This window comes from Legionella busanensis, from assembly GCF_900461525.1.
Classification (GTDB): domain Bacteria; phylum Pseudomonadota; class Gammaproteobacteria; order Legionellales; family Legionellaceae; genus Legionella_C; species Legionella_C busanensis.
On sequence record NZ_UGOD01000001.1, the window covers coordinates 1,259,635 to 1,276,933 of the forward strand.

A 17,299-nucleotide genomic window follows, 5' to 3' on the forward strand; every position below is an offset into this window, starting at 1 on the left:
TTTGCTCATCCGTCAAAGTAAGGTTATTATAACAAATTAGAGATACATTTATTGGCAGTTTTGCAATTAAAGTTAGCCTTTTTCTTATCTTTAAATAATAACGCTAAAAGTTTTTTATAAATTTATTTTGTATTTAAATTTAGCTAAATACTAGGCAATTAGTCCTTATGTTTATTTATTATTCAATTTAAACTAACAATTGTTGCAAATTATAAAATGTTGTTTAATATTATTTAATTAGAGAGACTTAATTTAAAAACGTAAGTCTCTCAAACTAGCCTGATGGTATTTATTTAATTCTTTAAAGTACAAGTGATCAGATTAAATTTTAAAGGTAATCTCATTACTAAAAATTATCGGATTAAAAGGTTTTAATCTATTGAGAATAGGGAAATTATCCATGTCAAAGCTCAATTGTTTTAAGTCAATTGCGACTATCTTACTTTTTTTTCTTGCATTTAATTTATATGCACAAGATATTAATTTAGCACTTAATGCTCGTGCTTGGGCTAGCACAGAAGGGCTACCAGCAAAAAATGCTGTTGATGGTAATCCGAATACGCGTTGGGGCTCCATTATTGGTATTGATCCCTCCTGGCTAGCAATTGATTTAGGAAAAGCCTACGCATTAAATAGAGTTGTCATAGACTGGGAGGCAGCTAACGCAGAAATTTATGAAGTTCAAGGTTCTAATGATTCTAATAATTGGACGATATTAGCTAGAAGAACAGGTGGTGTATTTGGAAATCGCACTGATACAGTTAATGTATCGGGTAGTTATCGTTATATACGGATTTATGGCATCAAACGTAGTGTAGGAAATCAGTGGGGATATTCTATTTGGGAATTAAAAGTATATGGCACAGATACTAATCCAAATCCGCCAGATGAAGATGGTGATTTTGTACCTTTATTTTCCAGTAGTACACCTCTTGAACCTAGTACAGTGATAGAAATGCCTACCGCTTTAATCACACGTTTTGCAGATCGGGCTCGAGATAGACACGCTCGTGAAGATGAATTCCATGCCTATGATCACTATCTGCCATTCTATTGGGAGCATCGTACTATCCAGGTAGAATTAATAGACGAAGTAGCTAAAGGTGGTAATAGAATTATTGCCAATGTTAAAACATTATGGCCTTTAAGTGCTCCAGAGTTTAGAGCATTTTATCGAGGCGTTAATACAGTGGCTGAGTATTTTCATAATGTCTCAATGAGAGTAACCAGTGGTGATAGATTAAATTATCAAACAATAATCACTACTAATCCTAAAGAAGGACGCGCCCTTAGAAATGGCGATCGGATGGAAATAGAAATTAGTCAATTCCTTGCTAATCCACCGCGCGGTCGTGCAAATTATTATGGTACCGCCTTTTTATATATTGTTGGTCAAGGAATGGTGCCTTGGGAAGCTCGTGGCGTGTTTGGTAATCCAAATACGTTAAGAGAAGATTCTTTCCCTATTCCTGTGGATGCTTGGTTAGGTGGTAAAACAACTATTCATCATCAATATTCAGCTGAGCCAAAAGATTTATTTAAACAGATGGCTACAAACACATCTAATATTAATGGCCAGCCTTTTATGCTTGGACGTCGAGTTCATCATACTGATATGATAACTGGTGCGCATTCAGAGCCCGGTAATCCAAATTTTCCTGAGTTAGCTAACAAAGTGGGCGTAAATTATATTAATCGCTCATGTGTAGGCTGCCATGTGAATAATGGTCGTGGGTTGCCACCTGCTGTCGGTACTCCTCTGAATAATTATATGGTTGTAGTATCGTCAGATAATGGTACCCCTCATCCCACAGTTGGTTCAGTTTTACAACCGTTTGCTACCACAGGTACACCTGAAGGCAGTGTACGGATCCAGAGTTGGACTGAAATGAATGGATTGCGTCGGCCGAATTTCCAGTTTACCCCTGTAATAACTCGTTTTTCGCCGCGTATCACGCCTCAACTTGTGGGTATGGGCTTATTAGAAGCTATTCCTGAAAGTGCTATTCTTGAAATAGCTAATAATAAAAATAAAGGAAATGGCGTTGCGGGTCGTATTCGAATTATTAAAGAATATAATACAGGAATTTCGCGTGTTGGGCGCTTTGGTTGGAAAGCAGGAAATTCTACTGTAAGAGAGCAAATTGCTACAGCTTTACGTAATGATATGGGCGTACAGAACTCGGTGGTTCCTACACCAGATTGCGGCCCGCAACAGGCTAACTGTGGACCATCAGGAGCGGTTCTTAGTGACACTTATTTAGATCAGTTAACGCTCTACATTCAACTTCTCGGCGTTCGCGCTCAACGCAATTCCGAAAATGCAGTTGTTAAACAAGGTAAAGCTATTTTTAGTCAGATTGGGTGTGCTGCTTGTCATGTGCCAACGTTTACAACCAGTCCTTATCACCCTAGAGCGGAGCTAAGAAATCAAGTTATTCACCCTTATACAGATTTATTAATACACGATATGGGTCCTGATTTAGCAGATACTCTGCCTGAGATTAATAATGTTAAACCATCTGAATGGAGAACAGCACCTTTGTGGAATATTGGCTTAACTGCTGGCGTTAGTGGTGGTGAAGCTTATTTGCATGATGGTCGTGCGCGAACGTTAAATGAAGCTATCTTATGGCATGGTGGGGAAGGTGCAGCAAGCCGGACCGCTTACCAAGGTCTATCACCTGATCTTCGTAATGCCTTAATCGAATTCTTAAAGTCACTCTAACTTTGCAAAGAGTATGCTTGTTTAACAAGCATACTCTTCTCCTATTAAAAATAGTTAACAAAAGATTGTTTCAGAATTTAACTGCCATATAATAAGCACTTAAGTAACTGCACTAGTAGTATTTCATGAAAAGATTTCTTTTATCGCTGTTTATGTTAGTTTTATCCTCTCAAATAATATTTGCTTACCCTGTAGGTAATGCCTTTCCTCCTTTTAAAATTGCTGAAAATCTTTATTATGTAGGTATGGATGATCTGGCAAGTTATTTGATAGTGACCTCAGAAGGCAATATTTTAATAAACAGTGATCTTGAAGCTAATATTCCTATGATTAAAGCTAATATTAAAAAGCTTGGCTTTGACTATCGCGATACTAAAATCCTTCTTATTAGTCATGCCCATTTAGATCACGCTGCAGGTAGTAAGTTAATTAAGCAGGAAACTAATGCTCAATATATGGTTATGGCTCAGGACGTCGCTACAGTTGAGTCTGGAGGAATTGTCGATTTTTTCTATGCTAATGATAAAAGCATGTATTTTCCAGCTACTAAAGTTGATAAAATCTTACATGATGGCGATCAGGTTAAGCTTGGAGATACTGTATTAACTGCTCATTTAACGCCAGGACATACCAAAGGCTGCACCACTTGGTCGATGCAAGTTAAAGATAAAGGAAAAAAATATCAAGCTGTCATTGTTGGAAGCCTTAATGTGAATCCTGGATATCCCTTAGTTAATAATAAAACCTATCCTAATATTGCCTCAGATTACAAACAAGCTATTAACGTCTTGAAAAGGTTGCCTTGTGATATTTTCCTAGGCGCTCATGCAGTGTATTTTGATCTTGGTAAGAAATATGCACTTTTAAATAAGAGTCAAGTCAATCCTTTTATCGATCCAGTTGGGTATAAAAAGCACATAAAGCAGAAAGAGAATGAATTTAATTTAAAGCTCAACGAGCAAAAAAATCATTTATAGTTCAATAGCTTAAATTTTAAATCGTTTATAATTTAGCTTAATTTATAGTGTTGAAGATTAAATAAAATATTTTTTGTTTTGTTTTTAATAAAATGGTACAATAAATAACCGATAAAAGTTTGTTATTTTTTATTAAAAGATATTATGCCTCCTAGAATTTTCAAAGGGAATTTTAAAGAAGCTATCAATTATCTTGGATTATTTAAAGGTATATTAGACGAAGAAAAAAATTTGATAAAAGCTGTTGAGAAAGATCATCAGCGTACATCATTCTTTAGTCTAAATTATACTTTTGATAACTTTAAGTCCTCTTGGAATATAACTCCTATCTCCAGACGAAACCCTAGTATTTCAAATATTTTTGCTCAAGGAAATATTGATAGTGCTATTTTAGTGTCATTATTATTTAGCTTTCAGGCTTGGTATAGGGGAATATGGCCTCCTGATTTTAGTAGAGAACTTAAGGAGGTAGGCATTGATGAAGTCTTACAACAAAAGGTAATAAAATTTTTAAAAAAGCAAAATATAAGAATTTTAGATAAAATTACTTCACCTATCCAAAGTCCAAATTGTCCTTTAACAACTGATGAACAGCGTCGCTTTCAAGAAGCTTATCTGCAATATTTTTACAGTCTTAAGAATAAGCAGCGTCTTAGATTGGGTTATATGGATGCAGAAGGTAAGCCATGTGGCTTCGCAATTGAATTTAATCACGCTAATCCTAATTGGTGGGTAGCAAGTATTATTAAAAATACGACTGCTCCGCCTGATGAACGCGAAGTGATTATTTTTTCCAATCCTACTGAATTTATTTCTGGGGAAGGTTTTTCTACGGCACCTATAAATTCTGTTGTAGAACTTCTGCCAGAGGCCTTAAATTCAACAGGGTTAGCAAACTTACTTGCTCCTCTTTTTAAAGCAGATAATACAATAAATGCAAATTATTTAATAGAACTTAACATGCGGTTAATATCTGAAAGAAATATTGATGACCGAGATAAAAAAAGACAAAAATTGTTTAGGCTTAATAAGATTTTAGCTGTGCTAAATGAAAGAGGTGTAGAATCTTCAAATTTATTAATAGCAAGATTAAATACCAAAATTGCATATTACAATCAAAAAGTTAAAGATGATGAGGACTTTTTCAAAAAGATTATTGATTTTAATAATGAATTCGATCTTTTACTTTTGAAAAGTATACCTGCTGATTCTATAATAAGTTTAGAGGCACTAGATAAGGAATATCAAAGCTTTTTGGAACGAGCTTGTAAATTGTTAAAAACAGAGAGAGAGGAGTTAGAGAAACAAGTAAGTGAAAATCCATTACTTTTGAGTGTGAATGATTATAATACTCCTGATTGTATACCTTCTACGCCAAAGAGCATTGATAACATCTTAAAAAGATATAAAACGTTTATAGCAGATACCCAAAAAGTATTGAATATAAAACAAAAAAAATTAGAGAAGAAGTTACGGGAACTTAACTTATTATTAGAAATAGCTAATAATTTAAATGCAGAAATATTTAATTCACAAGATGTAATAAAAAGAATAAAAAGAAATTTAAGATTAAAGATTTTAAATAACCTTTTAGAACCTGCTATTGTATTAATACCTATTTTCCGTAGTGCAAGTTTAGGTGCGATTACAGGCGCTATTTTAGGTACTTTTGTTTTTCCTGGTATAGGTACTGGACTGGGTGCCGCAATCGGGGCTGGTATCGGTGGCGGGTTAGGTGGAGTTGAAGGATTTTCTCTGGGTAGTATTTATGAATTATGGAAAGATAATCCAAAGTTAAGTACTGCATTGAGTGTTTTAGGTAGCGCAGGCATGGGTGCAGGAATAGGTGCACTTATTGGCACTTTTATTTTTCCTGGTGTAGGTACAGCCATTGGCGCAGCGTTTGGTGCTGGTATTGGCGCTGGTATTGGATTTATTATTAATGGAATTGGTAATTTAATTAAGATAAATTCTAAGGCAGGTACAGGATTAACTATATTAGGCACAACAGGACTAGGTACAACTATAGGGGCACTAATTGGGACCTGTATTTTTCCTGTTATCGGGACGGCTGTAGGAGCAGGTATTGGTGCAGGTATCGGTTTTGCTAAGGGTTTAGTAATAAGCGGTTTAATTCATTGCTTTAATGGTAATACTAAGGAAGGTTTAGGACTTACAACGTTTGGTAGTGCTGGTTTAACTGCTGGCTTAGGCGCCCTTATAGGTAGTTTGTTTTTTCCAGGTCCAGGAACTGCAATAGGAGCGGCGGTAGGCGGGATTATTCCACTCGTTATAGCAGGATGTAAATGGCTGTATGATAAGTATAAAGTGTATTCTTATCAAAAATCACTGAAAGTAGCACCTGATGCAAAAGTTATCCCGGCAGAAAGTGAAGAGAATTTAGAGGGACCTTACCAAGATCCTGAGCCTTCATTAGCTCCGATATCTCATGACAACGCACAGATGCCTTGTTTTGAAGAAGAAACAGTAGTAGTAGAGACAATCCCCTCTTCTTATAAAAAAATGCCTGGATTAAAGCAAGGCAAAGGTTTTAACTCTCCTATGCAATCTCCTATAAGCGATACATATACAACATCAAGAGGGGGTCGAAATTCTCCCATTTTTGCTAGAAAAGAAAAAAACTTTTATGTTGATTATTCTCAGCCAGTTGTAAAAAATCACTAAGTGTAAGTTAATTTACAAATAATGCTAAGGCCCCTATTTAAATAGATCTTTTCAAGATTTGCGATTTATAGCTAATCTTAGCCGAAAAGTTCTGCAAAATGTTCGGGTACTTTATATACACTGTAATTTTTAGCACCGTTTTTAACTGCTATTGTCTTCTAGCTGGCAGTTTGGAAAGAGTTCTAATGATTAATCTCTTTCCTTATAAATATATTTGCAGTATGAGTGTTTAAATTAAAACAAACTTGATTTTAATTTAAACATTTATTATATTACTTGCTTTTTTGTTAAAGGGTGAGCAATGAGGCAAAATTTACAAGAGCTAATAGCGCGATTACCAAAGAGAGATAAAGAACAGCTTGATAAACTCAATCCAAAATTAAAGTCTTTACTTTTTTCAAATCATCCAGAACGCTATTTGCTAACAATTGGTTTAGACTTCCAAACTTATAAACAAACAAATCTTATCCCTGAACAGTTAAAAATACTTTTGTTGGAAAATATACTTAATTCAACGTCTGCTGAAGACACATTAAAAATTATTCATCACTTACTAAAATTAGAATTTCAAGCAAATAATACGGATCCTATTCGAAGTGGTAATAGATTAATTGGCTTACTTATGCGCTCTTTTATTGCTAAGGAGGAAACCCAGAATGAGTCTGAATATTTTAATTATGAACGGGCAGTAAATTATACAAATTTTCAAAAAAATTTTAATGCTCGTAATAAAGATAAAAAATTACAAAATTATGTTGATGTTATACCTGATAATGTTAAGCGTATGTGGCTTATTATGCAAAAAACTGCTGAGCTTGAGCTTAAAAATGATTATCCTAATTTTGCTGCAAAAGGTTTGGTGTCAACCCCACCTTTTCATTACACGCAGATGTTACCTGCAAATACGCTAGAAGAAGCAAGAGCCAATGCTCTTGAAATACCAGTGGTAACAACAGCAAAGGAAGGGGAGCAAACGCTCAAAGAACTTACTCAAGGTGTTACTTTGCCAGTATGGGTAGGTAAAAATAAAGACATGCAAGATAAACTTAAAATAGAAGTTACTACCTTTTTAAATGAGTTAAAAGCTGATATCAAAAAGACTTCTTGGCAAGTAGCGGGTTTTGGAATATTTAAAGGTGGCTTAATTAATGAAGGACAGCGTGTACCTCATAGAGTTGATAAAATTCTCAATACTATTAAACAGTTTGAGGAGAGGAAATTAGATGCCGTAAGTGCATATGATGACATAGTAGGTCATGCGCAAGAGGCTTTAATATCACCACGGCGAGGACAACATAAAACTACAACCAATTTTTATCAAAAAATAGCAAATCACAATTGGTTAGCTACTCGAGAAGAGCTTACAGTAACGCAATTATCTTTGTAAGTGTAATTTTAAATATTAGTTCACGTTGTATAACAGCAATTACTAATAAACTATTTTATTGAAGTAGATTGCCGCTTAAATAGGGTTGACAACAAATTGGTAATTAACGAATGCACCATTAGTATATAATTGGTGCATTCAAAAGAATTAAGCGAACCTTTTATCTGGGACCATACCCACCAGTGTGTCCATGATGATTAGAAGCACCAAAACCACCGGTGTGTCCATGATGATTAGAGGCACCATACCCGCCAGTATGTCCATGATGATTAGAAACGCCATATCCTCCACCATATCCGTACCCAGTATTGATATCAACAATAGGCGTGTTAAAGAAACCATGCCGGAAATATGACGATCTCCCTGGCAACCTACAAGCACTACTAAAAAGAAATGGCAGTAAGCAAACAGCGCCAATTGCCAGTAAAACAACCGGTAGCGCCATTGGTATTATAGGAGAGACAGTTGCTGCAGAGGCAAGCAAAGCTGTTGTAGGAGCTGCTGCCGCTGCTGTTTTTATACTTAACGCAGCAATAACGCCTAAAGTAACAACTGCTGTTCCTGCTAAAGCAAGTAAACATTTTAATTGAAAACTAGAATTATTTTTTACTAAGTTTTTTAAAGCCATGGTTTATTTCCTTATCTTTTCTATTAAAAAGGCCATATTCGTTTTCTTAGCACATTGAGTCAATATATTTTACTTATTTATTGAAATATAAGTTTATTTTTTATTTAAGTTGGACTAAGTATGTACTTTTAAAAGAGATATATTTTATTCCTTATGCCTCTGGCAAAAGATCGAAGAATGAATAATTCCTATCAGTACCTTTTTACCTATCTACCTATGCTTTAATGCTATCTTATGATAGCTCGAGTAGTTGAAAGCTAAGCTATTCTAATCTAGAAATTTATCTAGGCTAGGACTACTAGCTAATAAATAGATATTTAATTAATAAAAAATGTTCATCCTTTAATTAAACTCGTATTTAATGGGAAATTAACCTTGCTTCTTTTGAGGTATATAAATATATTTAAAGTTTTATTATTATGACATACAGAACTTTCAAAGCGCAGATTGCGCATGAAACTATAATTGAATATATAAAAGATAGCGTAAGCAAAAAGACTGTTACTCAAGTAATTAATAAACTAAGCTTTGCTACCTTAACTGAGACGAGTATTAATGGTCATAGTCATCTCATAGATGCTATTCATTTAAGCTCGGTCATGACTAATAACAATGTTAAAGAAAAAATAAATTATTTAATTAATATAATTTTAAAAAGAGCCCAATCTTTGGGAAAAGAGGCCGTTCTTTTTCTTTTAACAACACCTTGTCTAGGCGGTTTTACGCCCTTTGGCTCTTTATTAAAAGAGGCACATAAGGAAAATTTAGATAAATTTCTTAATACTATTCATGATTTAATTAACAAAAAATATTTAACTTACCAAGATTATAAGGATATATTATTTTTCAATAGCCAGCAGGGTATTAACGCTTTATACATTTTGTTGCGTAATGAAAATAGAGAAAATTTTCAAACTTATCTTAATGAAATTCATTTTAGTATTGAGCAAAAAATAATAAGTGTCTCTGACTATATTAATTTTTTTCTTTTAGCAAATCAGCCCGCAATACTCCATTTTAATAATTTAATTAATTCAACTAATTTTTATGGTTTGCTAAATGAATTAAATTATTTAATTGAGCGGCAATGGTTAACTACAGAAGAATTTTGTGAATTTATTGGGAAAAGAGATGTAAATGGCTACACTTTATTACATTCTATTATTAAAAATGAAACTAATATAGCGAGCTTAAGGTTAATACTAACTCAATTAAAAAAAATAACTAAAGCTCAATGGTTGGAGACTAATAAATTAGCAGATATTTTATTTGCTAAAACACCACGCAGTTTCTCTATAATTCATTTAGCAGTATTTAATAATAATTTAAATGTTGCAAAGGAAGTATTGGTTTTTTTAAATGACTGTGTGCAAGAAAAATTAATTACAGTAAATCATTTTCAAGCACTATATTTACAATGTAATCAAACGGGACTTAATGTTTTTGCAAGTGCTGTTAAAACGGGTAGATTAGAAAACGTAAAATTATTTATAAATACAATACAACGAGCAGTTACAAATAAATGGTTATCATTTCGCATCTGTCGTAAATTATTTTTTCAAGCAAGTAATATAGGAACTACACCTTTGCATCTTGCTATATTAAGTGGAAATCAAACAATTTTAGAAGAATATTTTTTAGCGTTAAAAGTAGGTTATGCCCAAGGTTATTTCAAAGAAATTGATATTAAATTATTATTTCAAAAGTCAGATAATAATGGTCATACACCGCTATATGAAGTAGTACAAAACCAGTCACTACCGAGAGTAAAATTTTTATTAGAGCAATTAAAGGGCCTTTGCTCTATTAATATTTATTTAAATATTTTAAATCAAAAAGTAGATGGTAATTTAGTGATGTGTCATGGTGATAAAAAAGTAGCTGTAAAAATCAATGAACTTCTCAAACAAGAGAGGGAACTTAAACCACTAGACTATGCAACTTTTATCACAATTTATTCTTCTGATAGGTTTTTTAAACCTAATATTATGCAAAATAAAACCTGTGCAGAGGATATTAGCAGATATGATGCAAAAAAGTTGTGTTAGGGTAGAAAATTAGCAAAACTTAGAGAGAAGACCAATTTAAAGCAATAACCACTGGCTTATAAACTAACTACGGTAGATAAGGATACTCTTTATATTTCATGCAAAAATTTAAGTTATAACAGATTTAGGCCTTTAATTTTTTTAATTAGTAAAAACTATTGCAGAATAAATTGCTCATTTATTGATTTATTTTATAATACAGCCTTATTTGTTGTATAGCTTTCAGGCCTAAAATGATAATAAGAGAAATAGATAATCCCGGACAAGGTAATTGCGCCTTTTATGCATTTGCGATTGGCTTTATTGATATTGTTAAGCATGAAATTGCTAAGAAAGGCGTAAGTGCAACTTTCCAAAAATTACAAAATTTAAGTATACAAGCACTGGGCCTTACAGCTGACTCTTTTCCCATTAAATTAAATGAAATTAATGCCTTTGATTTTAGTAATCAATCTATTTCAGTGTTAAATAAAATTCAATACTGTTTTAGGCATATTATCTATACCCATCGTAAAGCAGAACTTTTTGATAAACCTTTAAATTCTCCAGATGAATTTCCTCCTACAGCATTTATAGATTTTACAGAAATGGTTCATTGTTTTGCTAAAAATGATTCAACAGATAATCATTACAACGGCCTCATTAATTCCTCAGCTGCACGTGAATATGCTATAGAAGTGGCAAATAAAATTAAGACACTAAGACAGCGAATGGAACGTTTAAGTCGATGGTATCCTGAAAATGTACAAGATAAACGTTATAATGATGTTAGAAGAAGGTATATGTTTAACAACTTTGATGAGCCTATTAATCGCTTGATCTTAGAAGCATTTAAGGCAGACGTTTATCTGAAAACTGAATCTGCTATACAACTTAAAAGTGATTCTCGTATTGTAGATGCTATGCAAGACATTACAGTTAATTATCGTTGGGGTACGCATCGTGATTTAGATGATTTAGCTAATATATTTGAAATCAACTTAAATACCATGAATTATGGAGATAACAATTATTTATATGGTTCTGCCAATATAGCAAATCGGCCCTCTATCACTTTAAACAATAGAAATAATGGCCATTGGACTACAAATTTAACATTTTTAGGTCACTTTAAAGGCCAACAATATGATGTCTTTACTAAAAACAGTATATTAACTAAAGATGAAATAAAAAATATTCTTTTAACTTATACCTCAGGTTGGAAATCTTTAATTACGCCAAGACATCATTTACAAAAAGCTAAAGAGCTTATTAAAGCTTGTAATAGCGGTGAGCAAACTATTTTAGATATTATCAGAACATTGAATGAATATAGGCATGATACAGAATTTGCTAGCAATAGCTCCTTTAAAAAACGCCTAGATTATATTTTAGCAAGAGCAAATTATAGCTTTTCACTTGGTGAGCAAGCTATGAATGATTTTGCTGATAATATAACAGCTCAGATATAAGTTAAAATTTTATAAGAACTGGAATGAAGAACCTTCTTATAAGCTCATCATCTCACTTCATTTATAATTGAATTCATTTAACGCCAAGCATCGTAATATGTTGGCGTTATTCTATTTATCTCCAGCAGCGTAGAAATCCTCGGCCATTTATCCAACAATCAGGTCGACCTGGAACAGGTGTAGCCAAAGGGCCTGGCTGATTAGGTACGCATCGGCCAAAGTAGGTCATATGGTAGCCAAATCCACAGCCTTGCGCTGCAAAACTTGTAGAAGAAGTAAATATTCCTAGAGTTAACATAATACCCACACTTAAGGTGAATATAAATTTAGCTAAATAATTAGAATTGACTTCCATACCAATTCTCCTTTTAAAGTATTATTCAACTTAATTATAGAGTTAATTTTAAAAATACGAACCATAAAATAATCAAAAAGTTAAAAAAATATTAAATTGGGGGCTTTAATAACTAGCATTTAGTATTGCTTGGTATCTAGTAAAAATGTATTAAATATAGGATTTGTCTAAAATTTTTAAAAATTAATTCTTTTTTAGAAATTTTTTTAAGAGAGTCAGGTTGTATCACTTTCACCTATATAACAAGACAGTATTTCTAATGCTAATTTTTCCAAGCTTATGAATATTTTATCCTAATGGAGGTTCCTGAACTTAAGACAGTTTTTGAATTAAGTTCATTGCAAAAACTGGACTTAAGCCTAAAATTTTTACAAGTTATGTTTAGGCGAGAAGAATTTTATCTAAATTTAAGAGAAAGTTTAGGCTTTTTATGAGGAGGGTCATCCTCTAAAATAGTTGGCCTAAAAAATGTAGAAGCAGCCGCTTTTAAGGTATTAATTTGATTAGGTACTATCTTTGTTTTAAATGCGACAGTTTCCTTAAGAGATGCTTCTAGTACGTATTTATCTATGTAATTAATAATATCATCTGTCTGAAAAATGCCCTTCCTTTTAAGAGCAGGCTGAATCTCACGAAACCAGATGCGTATAGCAGGACTATGCAACCATTTACCCGCTAAATTCTCACTAATATTATAAAATTGCATTAATTGTGCAGTTTTAATAGCAGTTCGTGTATATAATTTTTCTAAGCAATAGTACGCTTTATCATAAGCTAGGCCATAAGTTCCCATTAATTGTTTAATAATGGATGATTTATCTTTTACTTCGTTAATATCATACACATGTTCAGCATACATGAGGCCATCCTTTTTGATAGCCTTTACCAGGTTTTTTATAAGTTTTTCATCTTGAATAAAAGATAGAGTATGTAGTGCTAGGGATTCATTTAGAAATCGATGACTACAATAGCCTTTATCATCCATGTCATTTAAACCAACTAAGTGATTACCCAACAGATCTGGTAATTCTTTAGCTTCATAATATTTCGCTAATAAAGTCATATGCCCGCCTTGAGCTGCACGCAGAAGAGTTGACTCTAAAATCTTATTTTTTGCAGTTAGAGTCTCTAGGTAACTAGAAGGTTTAACTAAATTTAAATTAACTGCTAATAATTGCTCCACCTGGGTGCTGTCACCAACCCATACTTTAGCGTTAAGTTGTTTTAAAGGATCAAGATTGATTTTAGCTAGTTGATTGAACGTTTTTCTTCGTCTTTCAGGCGTTAGTATTTTAAAATGTTCTAAGTTAATATTAATTTGAAATTGTTTTTTTAATTTTTCTGCAGCTTCAATTTGAGAATTTTCAATTAATGCTTGTAGAACATATTCCGGACCTGCGCCAAATTGATTAATAAGTTTGAGTGCTTCGTCAGTATGGCCATCTGATACTAATTTTGCAGCAACAGTAGAAAAATTCTCATTGTTTTGTTTTTCATCAATACATGCTCCTTGATTTAATAATAATGCTAATGCTTGATCATCATTATTTAAGGCACATTCATACATTTGGTTAAAGAAAGACATTTTAAAACATCCCATAAAGCAAAGTGCTAGAGATTATCGTTTCCTTAATTTTTTATAAAGAGATTTTATTGACACGATGTAAAAAATTTAAGCCTATTCTTGTCCTTTCTTTTTTCATCTAAATAAAATTGACATAGTCATAGAGTTGATTTAGGATTTTGAGCTTAAATCACCAGGGGTGCTTTGAATTTGCAAAGCTGAGAAATACCCTTATAACCTGCACTGGATAATGCCTGCGGAGGGAGAGTGAGTTTTGTTAGATTAGGCTTCTTATCTAGTCATTCATTGCTCTTTTTTCTCCAAAGTTAGGAGAATACAATGAATATAGCTGCTCTTGATCTTTGCTTAGTCACGCAAATAAATAATCAATCTATAGATGCCTATCTTCAATTTGTTGAATTAGCTGTAAAAGGTGGTGTTACCTTAGTTCAATTGAGAGATAAGGTTAATCCTTTATCTAAGATACGTCCCTTAGCACTTGCATTAAAATCCTTACTAACTAGATTACACATTCCATTTATTATTAATGATCATGTTACGCTCGCCTTAGAAATTGATGCAGACGGGGTGCATATAGGTCAGTCTGATATGCCGCCTCTAGAAGCTCGTCGTTTACTTGGGCCAACTAAAATAATTGGCTATTCTGTTGAATCTTACGCTGAACTTACACGCGCCAACCAATTAAACTGCATAGACTACATTGCTGCTAGTGCAGTATTTCCTAGTCAAACTAAAACTGATTGTAAAACCATTTGGAATTTAGATGGCTTAAAACAACTTGTAACACTTTCTAAACATCCTGTTTTAGCAATTGGAGGAATAAATGTTCACAACGTCATGCAAGTTATCAGGCATGGTGCCTGTGGTGTTGCTGTTGTTAGTGCACTTCATGAGCAGGCAAATCCGTTCTTTGTTGCAAAAGAATTAATTCGCAATATTTCCAAGGGGAAATTTAATGCAGTATGAAGCAGTCCATATGATGGTAAAACGTATTAAAGAAAGAAGACCTCTGATTTTAAATATTACCAATCAAGTTACAATGGAATTTGTTGCTAATGGATTATTAAGTTTAGGGGCTTCCCCTATAATGACTTTGGCGATGGCTGAAATGGCCGCTTTGATTCATTTAGCAGACGTAGTCATCATTAATATCGGTACCCTCAATGATGAGTTTGTTGCTTTATGTGATAAAGCTTGTTTTGTCGCTAATGAATTAGGTAAACCTATTATTCTTGATCCAGTTGGCGCTGGGGCAAGTTTATATCGTACAGAAACATGTTTACATTTATTAAAGCATTATCAGTTTTCTATCATACGTGGTAATGCCAGTGAAATTGGTGCGCTGTGTAATTTTAATCAGATAACTAAAGGGGTTGATACAAGTATTACTACAGCAGAGATTATAGAGGCAGCAAAATATCTTTCAGTAGATAAGCAGACAGTCATTGTTATTAGCGGTCAAACTGATGCCGTGATGCAAGGTGATCAAGTTACCTTATTGCATAGAGGTTCTGACATAATGCCTTTAATTACAGGGTCCGGTTGTTTGTTAACAGCTGTCATAGGCGCATTCCAAGCAGCACATGATAACCCTTATCTTGCTGCTTGTGCAGCTGTCATGTTTTATGGAGTTTGTGGTGAGCTTGCTGCTCCTGTGGCAGAAGGCCCAGGTTCTTTTAAAGTTAATTTTCTAGATGCCCTAGCAAAGTTTCCAAAGCGAGGTGATTATCATGAATAATAATCTTGCTTGTGTTTTAAGCATTGCAGGAACAGACTCTTCTGGCGGCGCTGGAATTCATGCTGATATTAAAGCGATTTCAGCTACTGGAGGCTACGCTGCAACCGTAATTACCGCCTTAGTTGCGCAAAATACCCAGGGTGTGCAATTCATTCAGCCTGTTGCTGCAGATTTTGTTCAAAAGCAACTGATATCTGTCTTAAGTGACTTATCTATTCAAGCTATTAAAATCGGTATGTTATACGATGAATATATTATTGATATTGTTTATCAAACGTTACAAAAAGTTAAACATATACCAATTATACTTGATCCAGTCATGCTTGCTAAAGATGGCTCTTGTTTATTGCAATTAAAAACGCTTAAGCAGCTTAAAGAAAAACTATTAAGTTCAGCTTATTTAATTACACCAAACTTATTTGAAGCAGAATATTTATTAAACGAAAAGATTAACAGTGAAGCTGAAATGCAAGCTGCAGCTATTACTTTAGGCCAAACATTGCAAGTTAATATCCTTCTTAAGGGTGGGCATCTCGATGATCGGCAATCTTCTGATGTTTTTTATAATCTAAAAGAAGATGCCTGCTATTGGTTTCGTGAGCAGCGCATTATCACTACAAACACACATGGAACAGGATGTACATTATCTGCTGCCATTGCTTCTTATCTTGCTCAGGGATTTTCTCTACAAAAAGCAATCGAAATGGGGAAATATTATTTAACCCAAGCCATTATATCTGGAAAACGATATCACCTAGGTCAAGGTTTTGGCCCTGTAGATCATTTTTATTTTTTGGAGAATCGAGTACATGATATTTAAAGATATGGCGCAAGCAGCGAATGAAATACAAATAAAAATTCACCATCATCCTTTTAATATTCAACTTGCAGAAGGAACACTTCCACAAGATATTTTCATTTATTATCTAATACAAGATGCTTTATATTTGGCAGATTATTCCCGCGCTTTAGCAATGACAGCAGCTAGATTACCTCATAATCATCATACCCAACAATTTATAGAATTTGCTTTAGGTGCAATTAAAGCGGAACGTGAGCTTCATTTGGACTATCTTAGTCAAGCTTCACTGCGTAAATATTCGTCTGAAAGGGTAACTGAAGCTAACCCTGCTTGTTTTATGTATACCAATTATCTTCTTCGCATGGCAAGCCTTGCATCAGTTGAGGAAGCGGTTGCAAGTTTATTACCTTGTTTTTTTATTTATCATGAAATAGGAAAAAGCATGACTGCCAATCTTTGGCAAGCCCATCCTTATTATAACTGGATAGCTTTATATTCGAGCGAAGAGTTTGAAACATCGGTACGAATTGCTATTGAAATTACCAATGATTTAGGAAGTGAAGCCTCAGAAACTATAAGAGATAAAATGATTCAGGCTTTTGTGAAATCCACACAATTAGAATGGTGCTTTTGGCAAAGTGCTTACAAGCTAGAAAAATGGTATTAAACCTAAAGTAATAGTTGAATTACAGTCTAGGGCCATTATGCCAAGCCCTACCTTTATCTGGGGGAAGGGCAAGCTATGTTCTGTTAAAAAGAAGGCTATTTTACAGCCTCATATTCTCAAACAGAGGGGCATGCAATTGGGTTTTGAATAATAAGGTTTTGAATTAAGTAGCCTTATTACAATTTCCTATACTTCTATAAAACATTGACATGCGAAAGATAAATAAATGTTTAATTATAAATGATCAT

The 17,299-nt window shown here is 33.6% G+C and carries 13 protein-coding genes and 1 riboswitch; of the genes, 10 read left to right on the top strand and 3 right to left on the bottom strand.

From position 1 onward, the window contains the following. Window positions 1-400 precede the first annotated feature (400 nt). From DYH30_RS05730 to DYH30_RS05745, 4 genes are all read left to right on the top strand, one after another. On the top strand, window positions 401-2,728 hold the full coding sequence (locus DYH30_RS05730) for a di-heme oxidoredictase family protein (protein ID WP_115330727.1): 2,328 nt from the start codon (window positions 401-403) through the stop codon (window positions 2,726-2,728). 125 nt (window positions 2,729-2,853) lie between these two features. After that, the gene (gene bla, locus DYH30_RS05735; RefSeq protein ID WP_115330728.1) at window positions 2,854-3,705 is read left to right on the top strand and encodes a subclass B3 metallo-beta-lactamase; all 852 of its coding nucleotides are present in this window, start codon (window positions 2,854-2,856) and stop codon (window positions 3,703-3,705) included. A gap of 144 nt (window positions 3,706-3,849) precedes the next feature. Then, the gene (locus DYH30_RS05740; protein ID WP_115330729.1) at window positions 3,850-6,390 is read left to right on the top strand and encodes a hypothetical protein; all 2,541 of its coding nucleotides are present in this window, start codon (window positions 3,850-3,852) and stop codon (window positions 6,388-6,390) included. Window positions 6,391-6,691: 301 nt separating this feature from the next. Then, window positions 6,692-7,777: a hypothetical protein gene (locus DYH30_RS05745; RefSeq protein ID WP_115330730.1), complete on the top strand. Its 1,086-nt coding sequence runs from the start codon at window positions 6,692-6,694 to the stop codon at window positions 7,775-7,777. Between the two features lie 160 nt (window positions 7,778-7,937). On the opposite strand, the gene DYH30_RS05750 is transcribed toward DYH30_RS05745, so the two are convergent. After that, entirely contained in the window at window positions 7,938-8,405 is a 468-nt protein-coding gene (locus DYH30_RS05750; RefSeq protein WP_115330731.1) for a hypothetical protein, read from the bottom strand. A 419-nt stretch (window positions 8,406-8,824) separates the two neighbouring features. On the opposite strand from DYH30_RS05750, the gene DYH30_RS05755 reads away from it, so the two are divergent. Then, window positions 8,825-10,453, top strand: a complete 1,629-nt coding sequence (locus DYH30_RS05755) for an ankyrin repeat domain-containing protein (RefSeq protein WP_115330732.1) — start codon at window positions 8,825-8,827, stop codon at window positions 10,451-10,453. Between the two features lie 233 nt (window positions 10,454-10,686). Beyond that, on the top strand, window positions 10,687-11,904 hold the full coding sequence (locus tag DYH30_RS05760) for a hypothetical protein (RefSeq protein ID WP_115330733.1): 1,218 nt from the start codon (window positions 10,687-10,689) through the stop codon (window positions 11,902-11,904). A 115-nt stretch (window positions 11,905-12,019) separates the two neighbouring features. Here the strand turns inward: DYH30_RS05760 and DYH30_RS05765 are convergent, their stop codons facing one another. Together DYH30_RS05765 and DYH30_RS05770 are read right to left on the bottom strand one after the other, a co-directional pair. Then, on the bottom strand, window positions 12,020-12,259 hold the full coding sequence (locus DYH30_RS05765) for a GCG_CRPN prefix-to-repeats domain-containing protein (RefSeq protein WP_115330734.1): 240 nt from the start codon (window positions 12,257-12,259) through the stop codon (window positions 12,020-12,022). Window positions 12,260-12,656: 397 nt separating this feature from the next. Next, window positions 12,657-13,844 carry a hypothetical protein gene (locus DYH30_RS05770; protein WP_131740581.1) on the bottom strand — a complete coding sequence of 396 codons (1,188 nt, stop codon included), beginning with the start codon at window positions 13,842-13,844 and terminating at the stop codon, window positions 12,657-12,659. Between the two features lie 164 nt (window positions 13,845-14,008). Continuing rightward, window positions 14,009-14,106: riboswitch (TPP riboswitch) on the top strand. 56 nt (window positions 14,107-14,162) lie between these two features. On the opposite strand from DYH30_RS05770, the gene thiE reads away from it, so the two are divergent. From thiE to DYH30_RS05790, 4 genes are read left to right on the top strand one after another with little or no spacing between them, the layout of a single operon-like run. After that, a complete protein-coding gene (gene thiE / locus DYH30_RS05775) occupies window positions 14,163-14,810 on the top strand; it encodes a thiamine phosphate synthase (protein ID WP_115330736.1) in 648 nt (215 codons plus the stop codon). Then, window positions 14,800-15,582 (top strand): hydroxyethylthiazole kinase, encoded by a 783-nt coding sequence (gene thiM / locus DYH30_RS05780; RefSeq protein WP_115330737.1) that lies wholly within the window; start codon window positions 14,800-14,802, stop codon window positions 15,580-15,582. The genes thiE and thiM overlap by 11 nt, the downstream gene beginning before the upstream one ends. After that, entirely contained in the window at window positions 15,575-16,402 is an 828-nt protein-coding gene (gene thiD, locus DYH30_RS05785) for a bifunctional hydroxymethylpyrimidine kinase/phosphomethylpyrimidine kinase (RefSeq protein ID WP_115330738.1), read from the top strand. Before thiM ends, thiD begins: the two co-directional genes overlap by 8 nt. Continuing rightward, a complete protein-coding gene (locus DYH30_RS05790; RefSeq protein ID WP_115330739.1) occupies window positions 16,392-17,051 on the top strand; it encodes a TenA family protein in 660 nt (219 codons plus the stop codon). Before thiD ends, DYH30_RS05790 begins: the two co-directional genes overlap by 11 nt. Window positions 17,052-17,299: the final 248 nt, after the last annotated feature.